Below are 3,091 nucleotides of genomic sequence, written 5' to 3' on the forward strand. Positions count from 1 at the left end.
AATTTATTCTCAATTTTTATAATTGAGATAGTTTGTGCCGCTTAAATAAAGAGGTTTTGATAACCAAATTAAAGCATATCTAAAGAGTTTTGAGTTAAAAGTTAAACTTCAAGTTTTCATTCAGGACTAATGTACTGATTAACTAATTTTTTGGGGAAAATTAGTTACCCTATCATTATAACATATAATTAATTTGCAAGAGTTCTTATGTTGTCTTGGCATCTTGTCTGTTGATTTAGCATAAAGAGTAACGAAGAGCCAAATAAGCTCCCGTCCAAAAATAGGGTTTGTTGTCGAAATACTTTGCCGCTAAGTACGGAAATTCTTTTCTAATTAAACGACTACTAACTGTTTTAAGGTTAGCGATTAGTTTGGATAAAGCGATGTCAGGCTTGTAATCGATAATTAGGTGAACGTAATCTGATTCACCGTTGAAATCAAGCAATGCGCTTTCCCATTTCGTGAGCGTTGACGCCAAGATTTCTTTAAGTCGGGCTAAGATTTCATTGTTAATAGCAATGGCCGGTATTTGATGACGAATACGACGTGAGCGGTAAGTCTATAAACAGAGCGAAATTCATCATTGTAATCAGTTAACATATTAGGCGGTAAATGTTATAATCCAATTATACATCACGAAACGAACGACAGTGATAACGCCTACCTACCAGTACAAACTAAAGGTAAACAGGCGACAGGAACAAGAGATTGTACATATTCTTGATGTTGGCAAGAGCGTTTACAATTACGCGCTCTCGGAACGGAAGGATTGGTTGAACTCCCGAAAGTGTCTTGCGGATCGCTGTTCGCTAGTTTCCGAGTATATAATTTCCGCAGATGAACCCTATCCGAATTACTTCGTTCAAGCCAAAAATCTAACGGAAGCTAAAAAATTCTCTCCGATATTAAAGACGGTTAACGCTCAAGTCTTACAGCAAGTCTTAAAAACTGTAGATAAAGCTTTTGACCACATGAAATCGAAAGGCTTCGGCTTTCCTAGATTTAAGAAAAAGATGCGGAGTTTTGTTTTTCCTGCGCTATCGAAAAACTTTCTAGGGGATGGATACTTAAATTTTCCGCAATTGGGAAAAATTCGGATTAGGAAATCTAGGAAGTACCCGTCTGGGTTTGAGCCTAAACAAGCTCGAATTATCCGAAAAGCGTCGGGATTTTACGTTTCGGTTTCCTTCCAATCTCCGGAATTAGTTCCCGATATGACAGTTGGGAAAACCTGTTTAGGGATTGACGCGGGGATCGAAAGTTTTGTTGCTACTTCACGGGGAGATTTAATCAAATCCCCTCGATTTTTGTTGAAAGTACAGAGTAAGCTTAAATTGCTACAAAGACGCTTGAAACATCAAGTCAAAGGCTCGAACAATTGGTTAAAACTTCAGGAGAAGATAGCAAGATTACATGAAAAGGTGTCTAATACTCGTAGAGATTGGCATTTCAAGTTAGCTCATTACCTTGTGATCTCGGTGATAACATCTTCGTTGAAGATATTAACTTCGTTTCCTGGTCTAGAGGGATCGTTAGAAAACAATCTCTGGATTCAGGCATTGGTAGTTTTATTAACGAGATACTACCATTGGTTGTTTGGAAACGGGGGAAATATTATCTTAAGGTTGATAAAAACGGAACTTCACAGGAGTGTCCTAATTGCGGTGCGTTCACTGGTAAAAAGTCGTTATCCGAAAGAGTTCACCGGTGTGATTCTTGCGGCCACATTGAACCAAGAGATAAGGCATCAGCGAAGGTAATCGAGAACCGAGGAAAAAACGCGGTCGGGCTGACCGTGTTAGAAAACGCTTGCGGAGGCGGTCTGACGGGGGTCGTTCAGTTAAACCCGGTCGATCTAGTTAAAAGCCTAAGAACCGAGAATCCCCCGCTACAGCGCGCGAGCGGTTAGCGGGGGAGAGTCAAAGTCGTAGGCTTAACGGTGAGATTGTCAACACCTAATCATACCCAAAACCTCAAACCTCAAAAATTGATATTCCTAAGCCATAAACGAAACTGTCGAGGAGAAAATTACCTACACAGGGCCAGCAAAAAAGTAATAGATTGGTGTATTCTTGATCAAATAGGGAAGTTAATAATTGGGCATAATGAGGGGATGAAACAATCTCTTAATCTAGGAAAGACAGATATTATTTTGATGAAAGGCTATGGGTATCAGTATCCTGAGAATCTCGGCGATCGCAGCTAATGGTTTTCGCGAGGTTATTCGCGATCGCATTCTTTACTTTATCGGGTTTTTTGCCTTGTTGATGGCGTTCGCTTGGCGTTTATTACCGGAAATTGCGGTGGGAACCCATCAGAAAATCTTTCTTGACTTGGGATTAGCCGCTATCGGGTTATTAGGGGTAATTGTTGCGGTTTTTGTGGGTACAGGGCTAATTAATAAGGAAATTGACAAGAGAACTATTTTAGTTTTGATTCCCAAACCCCTGAGTCGGGCCGAATTTATCCTCGGTAAACACTTGGGTTTGTCCGGGGTTTTAGCGGTGATGTTGGGGGTAATGTTGGTGATTTACTTGCTGATGTTGTCGGGGATGAAAGTATCTTTTCAAGCTTTACCCCTGATTGTCTCGGTTTTCTATCTCGGTTTGGAATTAATTCTCATCGCGGCCGTGGCGATCGCTTTTGGGGTATTTACCAGTTCGATTTTAGCCACGTTAATGACTTTTGGGGTCTATCTCATGGGTCACATCAGCAAAGATCTGATCCAATTGGGTATAATCAGCAAAAATGCCAATATCCTCGCTATCACTAAAAATATTTATCTAATTCTCCCAGATTTAGAAAGATTAAATTTTAGAAACGAGGCCGTTTATGGTTTGATGCCTAGTGCTGATGTCTTAATCGCTAATGCCCTCTACAGTCTCGTTTATACTGGTCTATTATTGGGCATCTCCATCCTCATCTTTTCACGACGACAATTTTAACTGGGGTTGCCGAGTCAAGGCTTGACATCCTCGCCGCCCTAAAAGTGCGGCGATTCCTAAACCTCACGATTTAAGTTTCTGCTTCCACCACCGTCGCATACCACAGTTAAAAAACCATGTACTGTCTTACACAGAGTCCACAGACT

2 protein-coding genes and 1 pseudogene are annotated in these 3,091 nt (G+C 40.7%); 2 read left to right on the forward strand and 1 reads right to left on the reverse strand.

Annotation, left to right across the window (positions count from 1 at the left end):
* Nucleotides 1-235: 235 nt before the first annotated feature.
* On the reverse strand, nt 236-478 hold the full coding sequence (locus IQ242_RS26425; RefSeq protein ID WP_228021124.1) for a transposase: 243 nt from the start codon (nt 476-478) through the stop codon (nt 236-238).
* A gap of 172 nt (nt 479-650) precedes the next feature.
* Here IQ242_RS26425 and IQ242_RS20965 point away from each other — a divergent pair.
* Both IQ242_RS20965 and IQ242_RS20970 read left to right on the forward strand, forming a co-directional pair.
* A pseudogene (locus IQ242_RS20965) lies at nt 651-1,909 on the forward strand (RNA-guided endonuclease InsQ/TnpB family protein).
* Between the two features lie 256 nt (nt 1,910-2,165).
* The gene (locus tag IQ242_RS20970) at nt 2,166-2,945 is read left to right on the forward strand and encodes an ABC transporter permease (RefSeq protein ID WP_193961278.1); all 780 of its coding nucleotides are present in this window, start codon (nt 2,166-2,168) and stop codon (nt 2,943-2,945) included.
* The last annotated feature ends 146 nt before the right edge of the window (nt 2,946-3,091 follow it).

The sequence above is a fragment of the Microcystis sp. LEGE 08355 genome, from assembly GCF_015207185.1.
In the GTDB taxonomy this organism is placed as follows: Bacteria; Cyanobacteriota; Cyanobacteriia; order Cyanobacteriales; family Microcystaceae; genus Microcystis; species Microcystis panniformis.